Genomic DNA, 20,442 nt, shown 5'->3' on the forward strand with positions numbered 1-20,442 from the left:
AACTTGGAACAAGGTGAATAACCGGCGAGCCGGTGACAAAGACTTTGTTGTGTCTGCTAGACTGATTTATTTGAGATGGCGCCTTATCTCAGCAAGCGCTTCGTCACTCCATCCAGCGGCTCAGGCGAATTCGCCTTGTCCTCCGCGTGAGGTGCCGGCTTTGCGAACTCGTTGTTTGAGCGTTCGAGCCTAAGGTCAATGACGGCGGCGTGGGTGCGGTTGGCGTCGTCGGCTCCAGGGCAGCAACATTCCTCCCGTACTGCGCCTCGAGGTCGCGCTAGGTCGATTCCGGCCAACGGTCGGCACCGATGATCCAGGCTGCGGCGCGGGCATAGACACGGCAGTCGAGGGCTTCGTTGCGTTCGCGAAGCTTCTGCCATTCCAGGCGTGAGAAGCCGCTGTCACGGGTTGTCTCATGAAAAGAATTCGTCCTCTTCCTCGTTGCCGGCAAACTCCCAAGGCTTCGGACCCATATCGCGGGTGGTCGAGACCCGGCTTCGTGACACGGGCGAAAGTCCAAGCTCGCTCATAAACTTGTGCATCAGTTCGACATTCTTGTTCGAGATTGCCAGCCAGGGGGAGGGCTGCACGTAACCGGCTGGAGTTCGCAGCAGGATAGGGGTCTCCTTCAGCTTCTTCTCGGCTTCCACCCAGCGGCCGTAGGCCTGGCAGTAAGCGGCAAGAGCAGCACGATCCAATTCACTGATCACACCAAGACGGTGGAGGTAGCGGGCGAGCCGTTTCCACTCAGCCTTCGCCGTCGGCATCAGATGCGCAGGGCAGGTTGGCATTGCGGTAACCGGCTTCGGCTCGAGCTTGTTGAGCGGTCGCTTACCGGGATTACCCATCACGATCTTGAGTGCCGTCGGAGTTGGCTTGCGTCCACGCATTGTGTTGCTCTTTCAGTCCGTCGCAATGACGTGGTGGGCTCTGGAGTTTGTCTACCGTTTCGAGGCTGCGATCATGCCTTCGAGAGGTGGAAAGCCCGGTGTTTAGCCATCTCAGTTCGAGCCATACCGCGACACCCCCCTTGCTAATTTCGCGGTTATTCAAAGAAAGGGGGGACACCGGTCGCATTCCAAAAAGGATGTGGTTATTTGACCGCCCCCCCGGGGGCCCTCCATGTCATTGCCCACTGGCCAAGCGTTGGGCAGGAAGGTCGGCGAAGCTCTGGCCACTGCCTTCCAGAATTGCCCTCTCGCCAGTGAAGTCCTGCCAGCGGGTGATGGCCAGATCGACATAGGCGGGGTTGAGCTCGACGGCATGGCAGCAACGGCCGGTCATCTCGGCGGCAATGATCGTGGTGCCGGATCCGCAGAACGGCTCGTAGACGGCATGACCGGGCGAGGAGTTGTTCTCAATCGGGCGGCGCATGCATTCGACGGGCTTCTCCGTGCCGTGCCCCGTAGGCGATTTCCTGTGCGGGACGGCCCAGACGGTGGTCTGCTTGCGATCGCCCGCCCAGTGGCCCTTCTTGCCCTTCCTGACGGCGTACCAAGCCGGTTCGTGCTGCCAGTGATAGTCGCCGCGGCCGATGACGAGCCGGGTCTTGTCCCAGATGATCTGGGAACGAACGGCAAAGCCGCTGGCTTCGAGGCTTGAGGCCACCGTAGCAGCATGAAGAGCGCCGTGCCAGACATAGGCAACGTCTCCCGGAAACAGCGCCCAGGCCTCACGCCAATCGGCACGGTCGTCGTTCAGCACCGTTCCCTTGGCCAGGTTGGCTCCGGCACCGAACCGCTCGCGCCAGGCCGGATCATAGCCGACGCCGTAGGGCGGATCTGTCACCAGCAAGTGGGGCTTGACCCCCGCGAGGATCCGCTCGACGTCATTGGCATCGGTGCTGTCGCCACAGATCAGCCGGTGATTGCCGAGCAACCAGACGTCGCCGATCATGCTTTTAGGTTTCTCGGGCAGATCAGGGATGTCGTCGGGATGGGTCAGCCCCGGTGTGCCGCGGCTGGTCAGCGCCAAGACCTCCAGTTCGCTGAAGCCGGTCAGCGACAGATCGAAGCCGAGGCTCTCCAACTCGCCCAGCTCAAGTCCGAGCAGTTGCTCGTCCCAGCCGGCGTTCAGTGCCAGCTTGTTGTCGGCGATCACAAGCGCGCGTTTCTGCGCCTCAGTCAGGCCTGTGAGTTCGATCACCGGGACTTCGCTCATTCCGAGTTTCCGGGCCGCAAGCAACCGCCCGTGACCGGCGATGATGCCGTTGTCGCCATCGACCAAGATGGGGTTCGTCCAGCCGAACTCGCGGATCGACGCCGCGATCTGCGCCACCTGAGCGTCGCTGTGGGTTCGGGCATTCTTCGCGAACGGGATCAAAGCCGAGGCAGGACGATACTCCACCTCGAGGGGGCGGGTTTCTGCTGCGGGGCAGGACGGCTCGACTTCATGATGGTTGGTTCCCGTCTGCATCAAGTTTCCTCTACCTGTAGATGGCACCGGTTAGAGGTGCCAGCGTCTCTAGATGATATCACGTGAGGTATGCTTATGTAATCGCTGCACTTTTTCGCGCGAGCGCGAATGATTGCGCAGGTCTGCGACGCTGGCGGGCGGCCGATCAAGCGGCATACATGCAAGCCACAGCACATTGATCACGGAGTGTCCGGATGATATTCTTTCACCTCTCCTGATAGCCGGTACGAGAATGGGCAAATATCGAGATCATCGCGAGCCGCGTCGCCCCCGGTTCGACAGCGACCATCCCGATGATTCCGGTCGGGAGCCTAGCTATTTCCAGCGCCCAACCGAAACAGCCGCGCCTGCCGTTGATGCCGAGGTGCTATGGTTCAACGCGCAGAAGGGCTTTGGATTTGTCAAGCTGGCGGATGGCTCGGACGCTTACCTGCACGTTAGGACGCTGGAAGCTGCCGGACTTGAGAATGTCGCCGAGGGGATGCGGCTTAAGATTAGAACTGAGGTTGGCCCAAAAGGGCCGCAAGTTGGGCAAGTGCTGACGGTCAGCCGCGGTGCTGAGCGCCCGCCCAGCGCCGAACTCGCAACTCGGCCGGACCTGAAGGTTACGACCGGACCGAATGCAGGAGATCAGGAGAGCGCCGGCGCCGTCAAGTGGTACAACCCGGACAAAGGGTTCGGTTTCATCGGCCTTGAGGGCGGCGGCAAGGATGTATTCGTTCACGCCTCGACTTTGACCCGCTCTGGCATGACAAAGCTGGACGAGGGACAAAAGGTGATTGTCCGATACGCCCAGGGCCAGAAGGGGCTCGAGGCTCGAACCGTCCATCCTGTCTAGAGTTCTGTGGTCGAGCTACTTGACGGTGTTCTTCCGTCCTTACGGCAGGCCCCGTGTCCTGCTCTCAGGCCATGGCGCTATGCTGCTGTAATCGCTGCGCTTCTTCGCGCCAGCGCGAATAATTGCGCAGGTTTGCGACCAATCGACACCGTGAGCGCGAGCAAACTGCCAACTCCTCCATGAACCATGAGCAGAAACCATGAGGTGAGCAGCGGGTTTGCTTGGATGCCGATGCGTTCGGCCTACTCATTCACAATCCAAAGGAGAACACGATGTTATGCAAAACCGGAGCAGTTGCCGCTGTGTTGATCATGTTGGGCTCGCCCGCGCTGGCCGAGTCGGCGGAACACCTGTGCCCGCTGTAAAGGCACAGGACCAGGACCCCGAACAGTCGCCCGAAGCGACCGAACAAACCCAAGACTCAATGCGTGAAATGATGCGCCAGATGATGGGTGAGATGCTGCATGAAAGAATGCAAAACCATCACGGTCCCCGAGCAGAGCGGCGCGGTGGCGACCGGTGGCATCGGGACTACAAAATGGGCCCGCCTGAAGGGCGGCGGATGACGGGAGGCCACGGCGGCGTGGGAGCCAAGATGATGCATGGCGCAAAGATGCAAATAATGTTTGCCATTGTCGACGCCGATGGCCATGGCGCGCTTTCGCATACTGAGGTTCAGGATTTCATCGGACGGATCTTCAACGCCGTCGACGAGAACGGAGATGGCAGCGTCGACATGGAGGAAATCCAATCCTTCTTCCATGGAGCCGGCAACGAGGAGGCGGAGTAGACTACGGGAGGGCTCACGCCAGCCGTCACGATCGTCATTAAGCACAGTTCCTCGTGTCCCGGATCGGCATCGTCATCGTTGCGAGGTCGCTGAAGACGTCCCTCCTTCGTAGCCCGTAGCATCGATGCGCGGCTGTCCCACTGTCCCATCTCTAGGGGGTGGGACAGTGGGACAGTTTGCCGTCGTGACGGAATCAGCTGCTGGTGCTGGTCTTCCTTCGGGTGTGTTCTTCAGCCGGAAAGCGAGCGCGATACAACTCGCCCCGGCAAAGATTGCGAACGTTCCGATCAGCCAGACCACCGCCAGCAAGCGTTCCGTGAGCGCGTCGCAGTCGCCTCAGCCATGGACCTCATAGAAGGATCCCAAGAGGTCACGGGCCACCTTGGGCGGCATTGGCGCCGTGGCGGTAGCGGACCAATATCTGATTGGCCGGCCTTCAGCGGCCATATCTTTAGATATGGTTGGAACACACAGCCGTTGGAACCGCGGATTTGCTGGGGTTGGAACCCGTTGGAAAGCGTTGGAGCACACCAGTTGGAAGGACCGTTGGAAGCGGTTGGAACATTGAGGCGATGACGGCTGAGTTTCGCGTCTGCCTGTCTGCGCCCATGCCATCACAAGCAAGCACTGCATGAGCCCCGCGTATATGGTGCGGTGCGCCCACCTCCGGACCATTGTCAGTGACGCCGCGCAGGTCGCGTCTCAAACCCATTGCGCTCGTTCAGTTGCGAGCGTCGCATGACGCGATCTGACCCAAATCGGACACATGGATCGCTCTGGTTGGCGCGAATGCTGGCACAAATTGGAATTCGGAGGCCGCTTTGCGCGCAGGTGGTCGTCGAACTCTGTGCCTGCCTCCGAAATTTCGAAAATAATGCATTCCCGAGACATGCGGACTTGCCTTCGGGACTTAGGACGGCCTCGTGAAAGCCTGTCGCGCCGAAGGCTTCAAACCTCTATGATGCACGTCTTGGCGCGCGCCGTGGGAGGGCCGCGATGCAGGAACGTCGGGAAGCGAGGCGACTGGCGGCCATTATGGCCACGGACATCGTCGGCTACTCGCGCCTGATCGAGGCGGACGAGAAAGCGACACTCGCCGCGATCCGATCGCTCCGCTCCAACGTCATTGATCCCGCAATCGCCGAGCATAACGGCCGCATCGTCAAGCTGATGGGCGACGGTGCGATCGTCGAATTCGGCTCGGTGGTCGATGCCGTCGCTTGTGCCGTGACCATCCAGCGCCACGCGCGCGCACAACAACGCGACATGCTTCCGGAGCGCCGGATCGCCTACCGCATCGGTGTCAATCTGGGCGACGTCGTCGTCGAAGGCGACGATCTGATGGGCGACGGGGTCAATATCGCGGCGCGGCTGGAACAGATTTGCCCGTCCGGCGGCCTGCTGGTTTCAGCTGCGGCCTACGATCAGCTGCAAGGCAAGATCGATATAGCATTCGACGACGCCGGCGAGCAGCAAGTAAAAAACATCACGCGGCCCGTGCACGTCTACAGCGCACGGATCGATGGCATGGCGCACGCCTTGCCGCGCAAATCGACCCGGCCCCGCTGGCTCATGCCGGCTGGCGCGGTCGCAGTCCTGGCTGTGCTCGTGGTGGGCGGTGGCGCGTGGTGGTTTTGGCCGGCGACGCCCGCAGACGCCAAACCATCGATGATGGTGCTGCCCTTCGACAATCTGAGCGACGACAAGGAACAGGGATACCTCGCCGACGGCATGAGCGAGGACCTGACCACCGAACTGGCGCGCGTGCCCGGCCTTCTCGTCATGTCGCGCACGGCCGCGGTCACCTACAAGGACAAGAAGGTCCGGCCGGATCAGATCGCGAAGGAGATGCACGTCCGCTACATCCTGGAAGGCAGCGTTCGCCGTACGGGCGACGACGTGCGCATCAATGCGCAGCTGATCGATGCGACCACCGGGACGCATTTGTGGGCCGAGCGCTTCGACGGTGCCTGGAGCGATGTGCTCACCCTGCAGAACAAGGTTGTCGAGAACGTCGCGCTGGCGCTGGAGCTTCGCCTCGTTCGGGCTGTGGGCGATACAAGTCCCGGCAGCACGAGCAATCCGGAGGCCTATGACGCGTATCTTCAGGGACTGGAGTTGGAATTTCGCGGCGCCCCTAAGGACTTCGCTGGTGCAGTTACCCAATTCAAGCGGGCGATTGCGCTCGATCCGGGATACGGCAAGGCCTTGGCTGAGCTTGCCTGGACATATAATGAAGCAGCCGGCAACGAAGAGAGACAGCGGGCGCTTGGCACCGGTCAAATCGAGACGATGCACCTTGCCTGGGACACGCTTCAGGAAGCATTGAAGCATCCTTCCTCGACGGCCTATCAATTGATCGCCCGCAGGCACACGCACCACTGGCAGCCCGAGCAGGCTGTCGCGGAGCTGCAACATGCCATTTCGCTCGACCCGAGCGACGTTTGGAACTACCGCGAGATGGCGATGGCACAGGTCTTCGCCGGACATCCGGAGGAGGGTCTTGCTTATGTGGCGGCGTCGCTTCGCGTCGATCCGCGCGAGGAAGGATGGCCGACCTGGCTGCGCGGGATGGCCGCGTTCTCGCTTGGACATTACTCGGAGGCGGCGACCTCTCTGGAAAAGGACCTCTGGCAGGCCGCAAACCCCGACTACGGCGACCTGCTTCCGCTCATGTCTGCCTACGGGCATCTCGGTGCAACTGACAAGGCCGCTTCGCTCCTGCCAAAGATCCAGGCTTACTCGCAAGCCTATGGCGATGGGGGTGGAATGACCGTTCTGCTTGCCGCGCAGAATCTCCCCTTCGCAAAGCTTGAAGACGTGATGCGCTTTCAGGAAGGACTGCTCAAGGCCGGTATTCCGGAGCTGCCGTTCGACTTCGATCCGAAATCGCCGGACAGGCTGAGCGGCGACGAGATGCACAGACTGATGTTCGGCCACACGATCGCCGGGCGAGTGCTGGACCGCACGACGAACGCCGGCACCCTGCAGGCGAAGGATTTCAAAAGCGGGGTCCCGTGGAGCGTCACAGCGTCGGCAGATGGATCGACCTATGCCTACACGTGGGGCGATGTTGCCGACAGCGGCGGGCATGCGCATTTCGAGGGGAACCGGGATTGCTTCTATTTCAGGGACACCAAGGCCTGCGCCGCGATCTTCCGGAATCCGAACGGCACGCGCGCGGAACAGAACGAATATTACTGGCTGCACCACTGGAATCTAATTGCGTTCTCCGTGGCGAACTAGGGCGTGAACTCACAAACGCGCTGCCATAGGTATTTACGCCTTCTAGATGTCCGCATCTGGCGCTACTTGCTCGTTCCCATCGACGAGCGAATGGCAACTTCGTTGCATCAACCGACGACCCTCAGAAGCCAGTTCACGCATGAGCGCCAGACTGGCCGCCGCCGCGAATAAGAGCAGGAGTCGGACCCGAAGTGGATGTTCCGCGCGGTTTCCCTGTGTTGCATGCGCGAACAGCCGGGCTCATAGTCGTATTGCGCGATACGCGCGATCAGTGGCGACAAACCTCGTCATGAACCGGAAGCTTGTAGCGATCCTGGCTGCGGATGTGGTCGGCTACTCGGCGCTGATGGAGCGCGACGAGAACGGCACATATGCGCGGCTCAAGGCGCATCACATCGAACTCTTCGAGCCCAAAATCAAGAAGCACCATGGTCGCGTGTTCAAACTCATGGGCGACGGGCTCCTGGCCGAGTTTGCAAGCGTCGTCGACGCGGTCGAGTGTGCAGTCGTGGTCCAGCAAGAGATGGCGACGCGCAATGCAGGCGTGATGCAGGACGAGCGGATCGACCTGCGAATCGGTGTCAATCTCGGCGACGTCATCATCGACGGGAAGGATCGCCACGGCGACGGGGTCAACATCGCCAACCGCCTGCAAAGTCTCGCTGAGCCGGGCGGCATTGTCATCTCGGGCACCGTCTACGATCACGTCCGGAACAAGCTTGATGCCGGGCTTGAATTCCTGGGTGAGCAGCGGGTGAAGAATATTGTCGAGCCGGTTCGAGTCTATGCAGTCGGCAGCACGCCAGCCGTTGCGAAGACGGCGCCGATGGCAGCCATAGCCAAGCCCTCAGTTGCCGTTCTGCCATTCACGAACATAGGTGACGATCCCGAGCAGGAATACTTCAGCGACGGCATCACTGAGGACATCATCACCGACCTCTCGAAGGTTTCGGCGCTATTCGTCATCGCTCGGAATACAGCATTCACCTTGAAGGGCAAGGCCGTGGACATCGTTCAAGTGGCCCGCAAGCTAAACGTCGAATTCCTAGTTGAGGGGGCCGTCCGGAGGGTAGGAAATCGAATTCGGATCACCGCTCAGCTAATCGATGGAAAAACGGGCGGACACGTGTGGGCAGAGCGCTATGAGCGAGATTTTGGGGATATTTTCGCGCTTCAGGACGATATCGCGCGGAATGTCGTCACTGCTCTCAGGGTGCGGCTCCTTCCGGAAGAACTGACAACGATTACGACACGCTCGACCACGAATCCCGATGCTTACAAGCTCTATCTGCTCGGACGGCACTACGCACAGCAACATAGCACGAGGAGCTCGGAGATCGCTCTGCGCTTCGGCCAGCGTGCGTTGGAGATTGACCCTAATTATGCTCGAGCCTGGGCGCTGGTCGCGCTTTGCCAAGCGTCTTTGAACCACGCAGGAAGTTTAGAAGAATCGGGTCTGTTCGCCGCTGAGACGGCGCTCTCCCTTGATCCCACTTTGGCTGAGGCCCACGCTGTAAAGGGTGGGGTCTTATCCCGGCTTGGCCGTTCCGATGAGGCTATTGCGGCGCATGAGGAATCGGTACGTCTGGAGCCGGATTCCTTCGATACTCGGCAGTATTTTGGCTTTACCCTTTTCTTCCTCGGCCGCGACGAGGGAGCAATCCAGAATTTCGAGCGTGCAGCTCAACTTGTGGAATCGGATTATGTCAGCCTGAGCTTCGCAGCCCAATCTTATGAAAAGCTCGGTCGTCACCAAGAGGCCAATGCGGCTGCACGCCGAGCCCTGGAGCGCATCGAAAAGCAGATCGCACTGCGGCCCGACCACGCGCATGCGGTCGGGCATGGTGCCGCACTCCTAGCTTACCTGGGCGAGAAAGAACGCGCCAAGGAATGGGCTTCGCGGGTGCTTACCATGGAGTCAGAAGATCCGAAGAGCCATTACACTGTCGCCTGCGCGTTGGCCCGATTGAACGAGCCAGCCCAGGCACTCGATCTGCTAGAATCCTGCATACCCAAAATGTCTCCTGAATTCGTCAACTGGGTGAAGCAGGATACCGACCTCATTTCGCTACACAGCCACCCGCGCTTCGAAGCTTTGATTGAACGTGGAAAAGCAAGGCAATTGGCAGGCCAAGCAGCCAAATCCTGCTGAGTTCGGATGGCCGTATTGCAGCTGCCGAGAGGCTCGCCGCCGAAATGAACTCAAATCTGCGGCTTCCGTCGCAATTTTCCGCTTCGGCGAAAAAATAGATGCCATCCCCTCGGGAGACGGAAGGCCGGATCAAGACCCTCCGGACATTCGTTCGGAAGGGCAACAATGTCCCGAATGGGTCAGAAGCCGACCCTGACTGAAAGTCAGGAAGCAGCCAACACCGCGTGTGACCTTAGCAGCTTGCGTCTGAGGCTATGCTGCGCGATGCTCTTGTCGGGGGACAAAATGCAACTGCCAAACCGTCTGCTTTTCGTTGACGTCGAAACGACGGGCTTTTTTAGCTCCGATCGCGTGGTGAGCCTTGGCCTGATCGCTGTTGACTCCCAGGATATTGTTACCGAGACCTATCCCATCCAAGCGGCCCATCTGATCTTTGATCCGGGTAAGAAGAGCCATCCGCGCGCCGAAGCAGTTCACGGCTATGACGATTGGACACTTCGCCATCAGGATACTTTCAACGTCCACGCACACGCATTGAGCAAGCTTTTTTCGGACTCTCCTTGCGTCATCGCTCACAATGTCGAATTTGATCGGCGTTTCATCGAGCAGGAATTCGACCTCGCTGGAATGCCGCTTCCGGAACTCGAGTACTTCTGCACAATGCGGACGTACCGTGAGCAAGTTGGTGGCCGGTCCGGCTTAAACGCAATTCTTTTTGCTCGGGCTGGCCGAATCCACGGCGCGTTTGAAGACGCCTGGATGGCGATGCAGGTCTACTGTTGGCTCAATGGGTTGCCTCGCGCGATTATCGGTACCCCGGCAATGCCGCTGTCAAACTTAAAAGTGCCTCCACCCCGGCCAGAAGGCCCTCTCCCTCGAAGATCCAAAAGATCAAAGGGAACCGCGAAACCTGCGCTCACCCCCCTGCTCGCTGGACTGGTCAAAGATTTATCCCCTCTTGGAACCTTGATGCTCTATCTCGCCAAGTCGGACGGCTTAGTCGATAGCGAAATCTCGGTGCTGATGGAGGTCGTGGAGGCCGAGGCACTCGCGCGCGAGATTCTGTTGTCCGAAAATGAAAAAATCGACGTGATTGCCGACCTGATGACACTTCTGACCGACGACTCTTCCATCGACGCTGCTGCACAGATCATTGCTGCCGATGAGATTTCCCGTGCGTCCTTCATGCCACGGCTTCGGGCCACCGCACAGGCAGATGGAACGATCAGCGAAGCCGAGCGGACTGCGATCGCCAGGATTACGGATGCGTTCAGGAACACAGTGAGATCCACCAGCTAGGCCGGGGGGCGTCGTTAGCCGCCAAACTATCCACGAATCGAGTACCACCATGTCCTATGTTGTGGAACCGGCCGCTGGCTGGACATCTGACCTCGGACGACCGACTCACGTGTTCAAAACGAGGAAGTGGCGTCGTTTCGAAGGAGTCCCAACTTCTTGAATTCTGATGCGCTCCTGATCCAGGAGCGCAGTCATCGTTTCGAGGCTGTTCTTCATGTTTGCGCGAATAAATTAGCATATTTGCGCTCCATCGAGACCGTCAGCCAGGATCATCCGCGAAACCGGCCGGAACCAGGAGGTAAGCTGCGGGTTTGCTCGGATGCCGACATGATTGGCGTAGCCATTCATCCACAGGAGAACACAATGACCCTTCCAAGCAAAACCGCGGCAGTTGCCGCTGTGTTGATCATGTTGGGCTCGCCCGCGCTGGCCGAGTCGAGCGGAACACCTGTGCCCGCAGTGAAGGCACAGGATCAGGACTCCGATCAGTCGCCCGAAGGGACCGGACAAACCCAAGACTCTATGCGTGAAATGATGCGCCAGATGATGGGAGAGATGATGATGGAAAGAATGCAGGAGGATCGCGGTCCCAGAGCAGAGCGGCGCGGTGGCGACCGGTGGCATCGGGACTACAGAATGGGCTCGCCAGAAGGGCGGCGGATGACGAGGGGCCACGGCGGTATGGGAGCCAAGATGATGCATGGCGCAAAGATGCGAATAATGTTTGCCATAGTCGACGCCGACGGCGATGGCGCGCTTTCGCATACCGAGGTTCAGGATTTCATCGGACGAATATTCAACGCCGTCGACGAGAACGGCGATGACAGCGTTGACATGCAGGAAATCCGATCCTTCTTCCACGGAGCCGGCGAGGAGGGCCGAGACTAAATCCGAATGCCGGTCCATCCAGGCCAACGCTAAGAGCTCTCCTCGACAGAAACTTCGCTCAGGCGGACTTCCGCACGCAGGCGAGGGGCCGCCTATCCTTCGCTTCGTGTTTCGGTTGTTACGCTTGTTACGTCTCCTAAGGGAAGTGGAGCTAACAGCAGTAGGAATCTAACATTTGGTACCCGGCTCAGCGCGACAAGACGCAGGAATATGCCCGCGATATGATGTGTTGACGGTTGATCACGGCCGTGAGCGGAGGAGAAGGCAATGAGCGGCAGGTTCACGCTACATGGTAGCCCGCATTCCCTACCGACCTACCGAATCGCGCTGATGCTGCGTCTAGCCGCACCGGCTTCACGTTTCGCTACATCAGTTTCCAGCGCGGCATGCACCTGACGCCCGAATTCCGTGGTCTGTCTCGCTGGGGGTCAGGTGCCGGTGATCGAACATGACGGCCGGGTCTTCGTACAGTCGGGGGCCATCCTCGAATACCTGGCGGACACGCTCGGCTGCTTTGGCGCGGCCAATATCGAAGCGGGCCAACACGTTCGGGAGTGGCTGTTTTGGGACGCGGACCGGCTGATGCCGCCGCTCTATGCCTGGTATAGCGTCGAACTGGGCCGTCGCAATTTATTGCCACTCTCATTCGATCCGGTGCTCGTGGCAGAGTTTGACCGCAAAGGTAGTGCTGCTCTGGACATCCTTGACGCCCATCTCTCGGGTTGTCGCTTCCTCGTCGGCGACACGGCGACGATTGCCGATATCTGCTGCTACGGGGAGATCGCTTTCGCGCGCCTCAGCAACAGGGATCTCGCGGCGTGGCCGAGCGTCGTTGCATGGGCTGGTCGCATTGAGGCATTGTCCGGCTTCGCTGAGCCATTCGACCTTCTGGGGATGCAGGATGCCGAGATCGCATCGTAGCGCATCGACTCTGACGCTTGGTGCCCTCGGTTGACGGCGGCGATTATGTTCTCGTGCTGCGCGGTCCGGATCTTATCATGGTTTCGGCGAAACAGCGGTTGATGGCAGTCTGGAGGTCGACGATGGATCGGAAGACGCCACGCTCGGGACGCCGCTTGGTGAGAGTACCGAAGAAGGTTTCGAACGCATTGAAGCCAGGAGCATGAGGTCGGCGTGCAGTGAAGGTGAAGCGCGGGTGGCGGGCGAGCCAGGCAATGATACCAGGGGCATGCTCCAGACTCGCACCCACAAAAGCAACGGGAATCCCTACCCGGATCAATGTCAGATTGGATCCACTAGATACCGGTTCCAGGCGTCGATGAAATCTGAGCGTTCATAGCCGCGGACAGTGGCAGCGCCGATCCTTAACACTTTCGGCCTGATCGCAAACCGTCGCAGCTTGCTGGCTAAAGTACGATCATTGAGTTCCTTGCCCTTGATGTCTGCCCATGGCGACTCATCCATCATATGGAGCTCCTGAAGGATAGTTTCGGTGGGGAGGACGTCTTGCCTCTCGAACACATGGCGAAGATCTGCCAGCAGGCGAACACCGAGGCTGGGTGTGCTCTCCTTGGCAAGCGTAACAAGCGTAACAGCCGAAACACGAGCCCGCTCCGGCCAATTGCCACCGGCCTCGTCGGCTAGGGCAATAAGCGGCTCCCAAACGTCCGCATCACGATCTGTGATGCCGTCCGGCATCTCCGGCCAAGCATCTGCGAGAAGGTCCTCCACCTCGGCTGCCCAGTCGGCGATCCGATTACGCAGCGCCTCGCCCTCCAAGGCATGAACGCGCCTCCGGTAGGCCTCCACCCGTTCTTCTGGCGCGCGTCGACGCATCCGGATGATGACCGACCGCGTCAGGATGGTGTCCGGCAAATCACCCAGCCCGGCGAGTGCGACTGCGCAATAGGCCGGGATCTCTTCTGTCTGGACAATCTTTCCGCGCATGACACAGCGACCGGCCACGGCACCTTGCCTGTGACCGGCGTTGAGCAAGCCCCGGATCTCTTCATTGTCCTTTGCCTTCGGCCCGAACACCGTGTCGATCTCGTCGAACAGAATCGTCGGGCGGCCAGCGGCATCTGCGACCTTACGAAACAGGTAGGCTGGGGTTACGTTCACCGCTTCGACCGGGCGAGGGACAAGCAGCTCGGTAATTTCGAGTGCCCGCGTTTTTCCAGATCCTGGCTCTGGAGAAAGGAAGGCGATGCGGGGTGTCGATACCCACGCATCCATAAGATGAGTATGCGCGATCCAGAGCACGTTGGCGACGTGCGTGGCTTCTGACGGATAAGCGACGAACCGCCCCAGGAAGGCGAAGACCTCGTCAAGGACAGCAGCACCATCGTTGGCGCTCACCCCGGCATAGCCATCGGGCACGTTGCGGGTATCCATCAGGCAGCTCTCCGCGGCTCGAGGGGGGCGACTACCTTGTTGTCGATATCAGCGGCCGCGCGCAGCAAGCCGGCGATCTCGCGCCCATGCGCCCTGTCCTCGGCTGCTATCCGGCCGGGTACATCAAGCAACTGGCGCCCGGCGACAGTGCGATCGACCACCGCTGCACCGTCACAGAGCGCCTGCAGCCACAGAAGCGGCGAGCGGTGGAGACGGAGGCTGCCACCCATGAAGTACGTTCCGGGCGCATTGGCCTGCCAAAGGCCTAGCAGACCACAGCGTCCATGCATGGTGAGCGGGTGCTGGGGGATGGTCAGATGCCAGGCCACCAGGTCCGTGACCGTCTCGCCGTCGGCTGCATAGGATTCGCAGACGAAGCCGAGCGAGCCGGTGTCTACGAACTCGAAGCGGCTCCCGGGATGCTCTTCAATCGGGAGCACGGCCGTGACGCCGACATACCAACCTATCGCCAGAACATCGAGATCGTTATCCCGGACGTAGGTCAGGAACGCGTCGCTACAGGCCGCTGTTTCTGCCCGGCCATAAAATTCCGCCCTGGCGGAACGAAGAGCGAGCTGGAGCATCACGCCGCCCTCCTAGCGAAGGCTTTGAGCAGTTGCCGCTCGCTCTCCTCGGCAATCTGAGCAGCCCGCAGATAGTCGTCAGGCATATGATGCCGGATCGCTTCCCGAACCAGCATGCGCAGCCGGTCGGGTTCGATTGCATCAAGTTCGCATGCGAAGTCATATGGCCAACGCCGATCGGCAGCGCTCTCCCGCTTCGGCGCCCGGGTCGGCAGCGACCAGGCCGCGATCTGTTCCGATGTCACCGCCAGACGCGTGAAATGGGCCGCAACGCCGGCCTCTGCGGCAAAGCCAGTCAGCTTCCGGCGCAGGTCCTCGGCCGCGGCAATGCCGGAGCGGTCGAAGTCGCCAAGGTGGTACACGTGGACCGGTCGTCCGTCGGCGGCGTAGCTTTGCGCGGCCTCGAAAGCGAAGGTCTCCGAGGAGAAGCCACGGCTGACCATCAGCGGCACGCCATACTCACTGGTGACCGGATAGATCACGCCTGCCAGCGCATCCTTCTCCACCCAGATCTCTACATGCTCGAGGTGGTCGTTCCAGATGTTGCGGCGATAGAGAGCTGCCGTCTCACGCAATGCATCGGCGAAGCTGTCATAGGTGGCGGGCTTGCGCATCCAGCGGGTCGAGTCGGCAATCGCCGAATACGGCATCCGCTTCTCGCGGCGCAGCTTCAGGACCTGCCGCTGCACCTTATCGTAGTCGCCGTCGGCCTTTGTGATGCCGGGCACCTGGTGGACCCCGGCGACGTAGTAGGGCTGACGGACCGTTACCGGGCCGTGCTCGGCGGCGTAGGCCAAGAGGAAGGTGGCCCGCGCCTCCATCTCTTCCCTGGTGGCGCGAGCCTTCTTTGAGCGGCTAGCCTGATAAGTGCTCATGATTGCCTCCCCGGCGAGAAGGCGAGTTCGGCGATCAGCACCGCTACCGGGATAGGCAGGGCGTAGCGTGTCAGCAGCCAGTGGACCCTGAGATCCGCTGCAGCAGCTTCGACATAGAGCTGGGCTTCGGCGCTGTCGGCGATCACTCTGTCTGTCGATGCAACTGTATGGCTCGGAGTGATGAAGTCGATCGTCATCGCCGGTCACTCCCACGAGCCGATGATCGACGAATGGGTCTCGGCGCGGCGCCGGCGCTCATAGGCTTCGATATCATCGAGCGAATAGACGATCCGGCCGCCAAGCTTGTGATAATTGGGTCCAGTCTTCTTCCAGCGCCAGCGTTCGAGCGTTCGCGGGCTTACTCGAAAGCGACGGGCGAGTTCTTCCTGGCAGAAGTAAACGGGGGAAGCATCTGGCATTGCAAGCTCCTGAGCGGGCTTCGCATCATTGCGCTGGAGCGCTAGCGGAAGCGGTTTCGATCCCAGGAGTTGGCAGCAGTTCGTCGATTTGAGATATGTTCAGCTGCTAAGAATGTCGTGACGTCTCAGGCGGTTCCGGCTCCCGAATTTGCCGGGTTTTGCGCTAGAGTCGTGACGCCGGCATTAGAATGTCGTGACATCTTTGCCTGGCTAAGCTGCCGCCGATCGACCAGCAGTAGGAATGGGTTGAGGCGATATCCACCCCACTTCCTGCTCTGGATGACGTCCTCTACGTCGAGCGTGTAACCAGCTTTGGCCTCGAATTCCTTTCCGAGCCTTTTGCGAGTGCGGTTGACTATCTGCCGAAGGGTTTCCTCTTCACAATGCAGATGGCTGCAAAGCGTTTCTGTGGATACATAGCTATGTCCCGAATGCTCAAGATCAGCCTCAAACGGCTCGGCCAGCCGCGATATTAGCTCAGCCAGTCTGCCGTTCAGAGTGATTGCGTTGTCGAACAGGATTTTCGACCCACCTTCATCCAGAGCGAAAACTATCCTGCGCGATAGGACCGGCTTGGGGTCTGCCGCAGCTTGTGATTCAGCCGGCGGTTCTTGCCGAACGGAATCGTAGAACGACCCGTTGGTCTGCGGACTACGGAGCAATCCCAACAGCGACGTCTCAGGGAGGTCGAGCACCGCGTCGAGCGTGGCATGCTGTCGAAGCTTTTCGTCGACGACGCCAACTATCTCGCTGCCGTAGCGCTGATGCAATGAGAAGATGCTGCTTGCCGCGGCATCCGGGCTTTCCCCGCTATCGGCCAACGCCCTGTAAACTTGGCCATTGTTCGACATGAAGTCTTGCTGCGACATGGCGGCCAGCTTGTGTGCCCGGCACAGATGGGCCTCGACCATCGTCAGATCCCGGCCGTCCTGGTGGGCGCCGAGAAAAAGTTCTCGCTCGTAAGTCCCTATGGGCTCAACGAGTCCCGCTGCTGCGATAGCATATTGCCGCTCAACACATTGGGAACAGTAACCACATTGCCGGCCGGACATCGACATTTCGCGAATGTTTGCACAGCTTGTGGCCAGCCCGATCAGATCCGAAAGATGGTTCCGATCGATGCTCCTGACCACGTCCGCCTTGGTCTTCCATAGGAAAGGATTCTCGAAGCTGACCGGTGTATCCAACAGCACGGAAAAGAGGCGACTGAAGTGGGAGAGGGTCCGCGGATGCGTTGTCCGGCTCGCCCGCGTGCCGACTACGTGCTGGGCCATCGGCAGGTTGAAGCTGGTGATGCCGTTCTCGCAGAACTGGACGCTGCTGCATCCGAACATCCGGGCATAGGCCATACCGAGCGATGCAAACAGAAACGACCGTAGCCGCTGGGAATGCTCGACAGGCTCCGCCTGGTGTCCTCTGCGAACCCAGACCGGGGCGTAGAAGGTCTGGCCCTTGCGGGTGCGTTGTCCGATTTCATGAGCAAGTTGGTTCTGCTTGCCGGCGACCAGGGTGGCGCTTGAATGTGTCACCAGCACCGCACTGCAGTTCCTGCCGATGACGCTCTCAGCCACCCCCGCAAGCGAGTCCAGCCCGCCGGAGAAAAGGATGACCTGGTCGGGCCGGATGGTCTGAGCCACGGCATCGTTGAAGCCGAGATAAAGCTGGGCTCCCTCAGGCTTATCAGCATGGGTGAATTCGAATGCGAATTCATCTCCAGAGAGGAAGGACAGGCCCTCCAAAAGAGCATCTTTGACTTCCCTGCTGTTCCAGAGCGCTTCGTTGCGAACCGGAATGCGAAAGCGGAGCCGTCGTTGCCACTCTGCGCCAATCTGGCGGCTGTCATCCTTCACGCGGGGGACTAACCTGTCCGCCGAGAAGATATAGGCCGCGATCTCCAGAGCATCAGCCAGGGGTTCGGGGATCTCATCGAGGAGTGGGGCGCTGATCGATCCGGCATCAAATCGGACCCTCTTCTTCTCATCGGCGGCTGGCGAGATATCGAGTTCGAGAACGCTTGCTGCCTTGCCTACAGGCGCACCACCGCAGGCAATGAAAGTGTCATGCATTTCCGCTCTCGCGGCGGCGCAGCTCATCACGGATCTTGCCGGCGGCGACATGGACGAAACGCCCCGCCTTGTCGCGGTCGATGCCACCTTCGAAGTTATGCTTGGAGAACCATTCGGCGGCGAAATTCTTGATGATCCCGGACGCCTCGCGGCAGTGTTGGTCGAGGGCAGTTTCGAACTTCCTGTGTTCAGCCACGCTGGAGAAGCGCCGGCTGGCGCCCACATGGTTCGAGAGCTCCCGGTGGAGGTAAAAATTGAGGTGGCTCTGCGTAAGGCGAGCGAAGAACTCCCGCGCGAGAACGGCAAATTGTTTTGCGTTGGCAAGGCCAGCGGTGACCGTCTTCACCCGGTCGCGATCCATGCCAAAAAGATCCTGCACGTCACGACCGACAACTGCATGTAGGCTTTCCACCGCACAGACCTGCGCGATTTCCCCATAGTCGCTGCGCGCACCCTTCTTCGAAGTGAACCGGTCGATTGCGTCCATCATGGCTGCCCCGATCTCGACGAGAGATGGATGGTCACTTACGGCCAGCCCCAAGCCTCTTAGTGCGCCCGCGAAGCTTCTGCTGGCGGCGGCAAGCGGTATCTGCGTCAAGAGGTAGAATGTCTGGCGTACTGTTGCGTCGTCGGCCGCATCGATCATGCTGCGCTCGGCGGCGCGGGCGGATGCGGCAGCTATATCTTCCATCAAGGCCCCGCCACTAAGAAGGGTCACGACGTGGCGCCACTCCTTCGTGCGTGGAAGATGAGGCAGGAGCTGGTGGCCCAAGGCAGTCCTCGCGACGGGCTCGCAACAGGCCCGGCCCCAAATTCTCGCCTCAACTGTTAGCGCTCCGTGAAGGCGCTCTAGCCAATTTTATGGACTAGCTGATTCGGTGGTCGAGGCCATCGGTAGGTGGTTCTCAGGCCACTATTTGCTTTTGTCTTCGCAGCGCTGCGCACCATCCCCCACACCGCTGGGTCAAAGTTGGAGGGCGGCTAACTTCGCTCTCCATGAGCAGGCACAACACCGGCAATAATACGTGGTCTGACAGGAGCGGAGCGGGCCATAATGCCCTCTCGCCAGATCGCATGACCGCCGCAGAGCGCCTGGCTGAAATTGCTACCATCTTGGCGGTCGGCGTGAGGCGTCTGCGGGTACGACAGTCAACGAGAATATCTGGCGACCGGGAGAATAGTTTCGTGGACTTCACCGCTAACCAGAGCGGTCATGCAGCCGAACTCGAACTGGCGGAGAATGGAGCATGACGGACGCGGTGATCGGCAGGCTGGCAGATATCAAGATGATGGATATCGTTGCCCTGAAGGGGATGTGGCGCGACCTGTTTGCCGCGGAGCCGCCGCCCTACAATCGCAAATTCCTGGAGAGCAGGCTGGCCTACCGGGTGCAGGAACTCGCCTATGGCGGGCTGAAGCCGGAGACACTCAAGCGGCTGGCTGCACTGGCCGCGGATCTGGAGCCTCGCTCGGGCGGGTGCGGTACCCGCCATGATAACCGACCCATCGCCGGCACCAGGCTGATGCGCGAATGGCAGGGCGTCGAGCATTGCGCGGCGGTGCTGGCCGATGGTTACGAATATGGTGGCCGGCCCTACAAATCGCTCTCGGCCATTGCCCGGGCGATCACCGGCACCCGGTGGAATGGCTGGCTGTTTTTCGGGCTGCGTAATCAGAAGGGAGCAGGCCGATGAAAGCCGCCCCAACGTCGAAGCCGATCGTTCGAAAACTTCGCTGCGCGGTCTACACACGCAAGTCCTCGGAAGAGGGCCTCGATATGGAATTTAGCTCGTTGCATGCCCAGCGCGAGTCCTGCGAGGCCTATGTGGTCAGCCAGCGGGCGGAGGGCTGGGTGCTGGTGCCCGACCACTATGACGATGGTGGTATCTCCGGTGCCACGCTGGAGCGGCCCGGCCTGAAGCGACTGCTGCGTGATGTAGAAGCCGGTTTGGTCGATGTCGTTGTCGTCTACAAGATCGATCGCCTGTCACGCTCGCTCATGGACTTCTCGCGGCTGGTCGAGGTCTTCGATGCCAACGACGTCACCTTCGTCTCCATCACCCAGAGTTTCAACACGACGACCTCAATGGGCCGGCTGACGCTGAACATCCTGCTGTCTTTCGCCCAGTTCGAACGCGAGGTGATCGGTGAACGTATCCGGGACAAATTCGCAGCGTCTCGTCGCAAGGGCATGTGGATGGGCGGCAACGTCCCCCTCGGATATCGGGTCGAGAACCGGAAGCTTCTCGTCCATGATGAAGAGGCAGCCATTGTGCGCATGATCTTCGGCCGGTTCCTGACCATCGGCTCGGCGACCATTTTGGCACGAACCCTGAATGCGGAGGGCCTCAGGCGCAAGAACGGACAGGCCTTCGACAAAGGCCTTCTCTACAAGTTGCTGAGCAACCGGGTGTACATCGGCGAGGCCGTCCACAAGGGCACGAGCTATCCCGGCGAGCATCAGCCAATCATCTCGCAAGATCTCTGGGACAAGGTCCGCTCGATCATTGCCGAG

General features: G+C 60.2%; 18 protein-coding genes and 2 pseudogenes. 9 read left to right on the forward strand and 11 right to left on the reverse strand.

Going from position 1 to position 20,442, the window contains the following annotated elements:
- Window positions 1-283: 283 nt before the first annotated feature.
- The 3 genes and pseudogenes from AC1DZU_RS34250 to AC1DZU_RS34260 all read right to left on the reverse strand — a co-directional run.
- A pseudogene (locus AC1DZU_RS34250) lies at window positions 284-397 on the reverse strand (terminase gpA endonuclease subunit); the annotation flags it as partial.
- A 16-nt stretch (window positions 398-413) separates the two neighbouring features.
- Window positions 414-890 carry a phage terminase small subunit P27 family gene (locus tag AC1DZU_RS34255; protein WP_477291712.1) on the reverse strand — a complete coding sequence of 159 codons (477 nt, stop codon included), beginning with the start codon at window positions 888-890 and terminating at the stop codon, window positions 414-416.
- Between the two features lie 235 nt (window positions 891-1,125).
- A complete protein-coding gene (locus AC1DZU_RS34260; protein ID WP_477291714.1) occupies window positions 1,126-2,415 on the reverse strand; it encodes a site-specific DNA-methyltransferase in 1,290 nt (429 codons plus the stop codon).
- A gap of 232 nt (window positions 2,416-2,647) precedes the next feature.
- On the opposite strand from AC1DZU_RS34260, the gene AC1DZU_RS34265 reads away from it, so the two are divergent.
- From AC1DZU_RS34265 to AC1DZU_RS34295, 7 genes are all read left to right on the forward strand, one after another.
- Window positions 2,648-3,253 carry a cold-shock protein gene (locus AC1DZU_RS34265; RefSeq protein ID WP_477291716.1) on the forward strand — a complete coding sequence of 202 codons (606 nt, stop codon included), beginning with the start codon at window positions 2,648-2,650 and terminating at the stop codon, window positions 3,251-3,253.
- 352 nt (window positions 3,254-3,605) lie between these two features.
- Entirely contained in the window at window positions 3,606-4,043 is a 438-nt protein-coding gene (locus AC1DZU_RS34270) for an EF-hand domain-containing protein (RefSeq protein WP_477291718.1), read from the forward strand.
- Between the two features lie 1,035 nt (window positions 4,044-5,078).
- Window positions 5,079-7,289 (forward strand): adenylate/guanylate cyclase domain-containing protein, encoded by a 2,211-nt coding sequence (locus AC1DZU_RS34275; RefSeq protein ID WP_477291720.1) that lies wholly within the window; start codon window positions 5,079-5,081, stop codon window positions 7,287-7,289.
- 289 nt (window positions 7,290-7,578) lie between these two features.
- The gene (locus tag AC1DZU_RS34280) at window positions 7,579-9,441 is read left to right on the forward strand and encodes an adenylate/guanylate cyclase domain-containing protein (RefSeq protein WP_477291722.1); all 1,863 of its coding nucleotides are present in this window, start codon (window positions 7,579-7,581) and stop codon (window positions 9,439-9,441) included.
- A 285-nt stretch (window positions 9,442-9,726) separates the two neighbouring features.
- The gene (locus AC1DZU_RS34285) at window positions 9,727-10,740 is read left to right on the forward strand and encodes an exonuclease domain-containing protein (protein ID WP_477291724.1); all 1,014 of its coding nucleotides are present in this window, start codon (window positions 9,727-9,729) and stop codon (window positions 10,738-10,740) included.
- 156 nt (window positions 10,741-10,896) lie between these two features.
- A complete protein-coding gene (locus AC1DZU_RS34290) occupies window positions 10,897-11,628 on the forward strand; it encodes an EF-hand domain-containing protein (RefSeq protein ID WP_477291726.1) in 732 nt (243 codons plus the stop codon).
- A 432-nt stretch (window positions 11,629-12,060) separates the two neighbouring features.
- Complete coding sequence (locus AC1DZU_RS34295) at window positions 12,061-12,549, forward strand: glutathione S-transferase family protein (RefSeq protein WP_477291728.1); 489 nt, start codon at window positions 12,061-12,063, stop codon at window positions 12,547-12,549.
- A gap of 2 nt (window positions 12,550-12,551) precedes the next feature.
- On the opposite strand, the pseudogene AC1DZU_RS34300 reads toward AC1DZU_RS34295, so the two are convergent.
- From AC1DZU_RS34300 to AC1DZU_RS34335, 8 genes and pseudogenes are all read right to left on the reverse strand, one after another.
- Window positions 12,552-12,814 (reverse strand): annotated as a pseudogene (locus tag AC1DZU_RS34300) (IS630 family transposase); the annotation flags it as partial.
- 56 nt (window positions 12,815-12,870) lie between these two features.
- Window positions 12,871-13,983 (reverse strand): DUF3631 domain-containing protein, encoded by a 1,113-nt coding sequence (locus tag AC1DZU_RS34305; protein WP_477291730.1) that lies wholly within the window; start codon window positions 13,981-13,983, stop codon window positions 12,871-12,873.
- Window positions 13,983-14,570, reverse strand: a complete 588-nt coding sequence (locus tag AC1DZU_RS34310; RefSeq protein ID WP_477291732.1) for a hypothetical protein — start codon at window positions 14,568-14,570, stop codon at window positions 13,983-13,985. The genes AC1DZU_RS34305 and AC1DZU_RS34310 overlap by 1 nt, the downstream gene beginning before the upstream one ends.
- The gene (locus AC1DZU_RS34315; RefSeq protein WP_477291734.1) at window positions 14,567-15,388 is read right to left on the reverse strand and encodes a hypothetical protein; all 822 of its coding nucleotides are present in this window, start codon (window positions 15,386-15,388) and stop codon (window positions 14,567-14,569) included. Before AC1DZU_RS34315 ends, AC1DZU_RS34310 begins: the two co-directional genes overlap by 4 nt.
- 50 nt (window positions 15,389-15,438) lie before the next feature.
- Entirely contained in the window at window positions 15,439-15,639 is a 201-nt protein-coding gene (locus AC1DZU_RS34320) for a hypothetical protein (RefSeq protein WP_477291736.1), read from the reverse strand.
- 6 nt (window positions 15,640-15,645) lie between these two features.
- Window positions 15,646-15,861, reverse strand: coding sequence for a helix-turn-helix transcriptional regulator (locus AC1DZU_RS34325; protein ID WP_477291738.1), 216 nt, complete (start codon window positions 15,859-15,861; stop codon window positions 15,646-15,648).
- 125 nt (window positions 15,862-15,986) lie between these two features.
- Window positions 15,987-17,927 (reverse strand): hypothetical protein, encoded by a 1,941-nt coding sequence (locus AC1DZU_RS34330; RefSeq protein ID WP_477291740.1) that lies wholly within the window; start codon window positions 17,925-17,927, stop codon window positions 15,987-15,989.
- Window positions 17,920-18,618 (reverse strand): hypothetical protein, encoded by a 699-nt coding sequence (locus AC1DZU_RS34335; RefSeq protein WP_477291742.1) that lies wholly within the window; start codon window positions 18,616-18,618, stop codon window positions 17,920-17,922. Before AC1DZU_RS34335 ends, AC1DZU_RS34330 begins: the two co-directional genes overlap by 8 nt.
- Window positions 18,619-19,174: 556 nt before the next feature.
- Here AC1DZU_RS34335 and AC1DZU_RS34340 point away from each other — a divergent pair.
- Together AC1DZU_RS34340 and AC1DZU_RS34345 are read left to right on the forward strand one after the other, a co-directional pair.
- Window positions 19,175-19,621 (forward strand): DUF2924 domain-containing protein, encoded by a 447-nt coding sequence (locus tag AC1DZU_RS34340; RefSeq protein WP_477291744.1) that lies wholly within the window; start codon window positions 19,175-19,177, stop codon window positions 19,619-19,621.
- Window positions 19,618-20,442, forward strand: an 825-nt coding sequence (locus tag AC1DZU_RS34345; RefSeq protein ID WP_477291746.1) for a recombinase family protein, incomplete at its 3' end; no start/stop codon positions are given. The genes AC1DZU_RS34340 and AC1DZU_RS34345, both read left to right, overlap by 4 nt.

This window comes from Mesorhizobium sp. P2_A12, assembly GCF_056405075.1.